Annotated in this window: 2 protein-coding genes; both read right to left on the minus strand. The window is 55.3% G+C overall.

Going from position 1 to position 876, the window contains the following annotated elements; all coding sequences use genetic code 11:
• Nucleotides 1-104: 104 nt before the first annotated feature.
• Entirely contained in the window at nt 105-335 is a 231-nt protein-coding gene (gene rpsR / locus CFE47_RS31295) for a 30S ribosomal protein S18 (RefSeq protein ID WP_002551829.1), read from the minus strand.
• A gap of 28 nt (nt 336-363) precedes the next feature.
• Nucleotides 364-786, minus strand: a complete 423-nt coding sequence (rpsF, locus tag CFE47_RS31300) for a 30S ribosomal protein S6 (protein ID WP_008035342.1) — start codon at nt 784-786, stop codon at nt 364-366.
• Nucleotides 787-876 lie beyond the last annotated feature (90 nt).

The following is an 876-nucleotide window of genomic DNA, read 5'->3' on the forward strand; positions in this document are numbered from 1 at the left end:
GCACATCCAGCCACTACCAGAGTGGCCTGCACACGACCGCGCATGATGAACTCAGCTAAGGCGCGCATGCATTCAATCCCTTACTACTTGTCGACTGCCCGGTCTCAGCGGCCGTGGCTGTCGGTGTAGGCCAGCAGGGCCAGGAAGCGGGCGCGCTTGATAGCGGTGGCCAGCTGACGCTGATAACGTGCTTTGGTACCGGTGATACGGCTTGGAACGATTTTGCCGGTCTCGGATACGTAGGCTTTCAGAGTGTTGAGATCTTTGTAATCGATCTCTTTCACGTCTTCAGCGGTGAAGCGGCAGAATTTACGACGACGGAAGAAACGTGCCATTTGATAGGCTCCTTAAAAGGTCCGTGGATTACTCGTCAGCGTTATCGCTGTTGTCGCTGTCATCACCATCAACGCCTTCGGCGTCGGAGTGCTCAGGACGGTCGCGACGCTCACGGCGCTCACTGCGGTTTTCTTCAGCCTTGAGCATCTCGGATTGGCCGGTAACGGCTTCTTCGCGACGGATGACCAGGTTACGGATCACTGCATCGTTGTAGCGGAAGTTGTCTTCCAGCTCGGCCAGGGCCTTGCCAGTGCACTCAACGTTCAGCATCACGTAGTGAGCCTTGTGAACATTGTTGATTGCGTAGGCCAGTTGACGACGGCCCCAATCTTCCAGACGGTGGATTTTGCCGCCGTCTTCTTCGATCAGCTTGGTGTAACGCTCAACCATGCCGCCGACTTGCTCGCTTTGATCCGGGTGGACCAAAAAGATGATTTCGTAATGACGCATGAATGCTCCTTACGGGTTGTAGCCTGCCGCTCAAAAACGGTCAGACAAGGAGTGAATGACACTTATGGATCTTGCCGCAGGGAGGCACAT

The organism is Pseudomonas sp. PGPPP1, from assembly GCF_002255865.1.
GTDB lineage: Bacteria > Pseudomonadota > Gammaproteobacteria > Pseudomonadales > Pseudomonadaceae > Aquipseudomonas > Aquipseudomonas cremoris.

Coding starts and splice junctions, on each gene's coding strand:
- rpsR (WP_002551829.1), bottom strand. CDS start 335: ATGGCACGTTTCTTCCGTCGTCGTAAATTCTGCCGCTTCACCGCTGAA.
- rpsF (WP_008035342.1), bottom strand. CDS start 786: ATGCGTCATTACGAAATCATCTTTTTGGTCCACCCGGATCAAAGCGAG.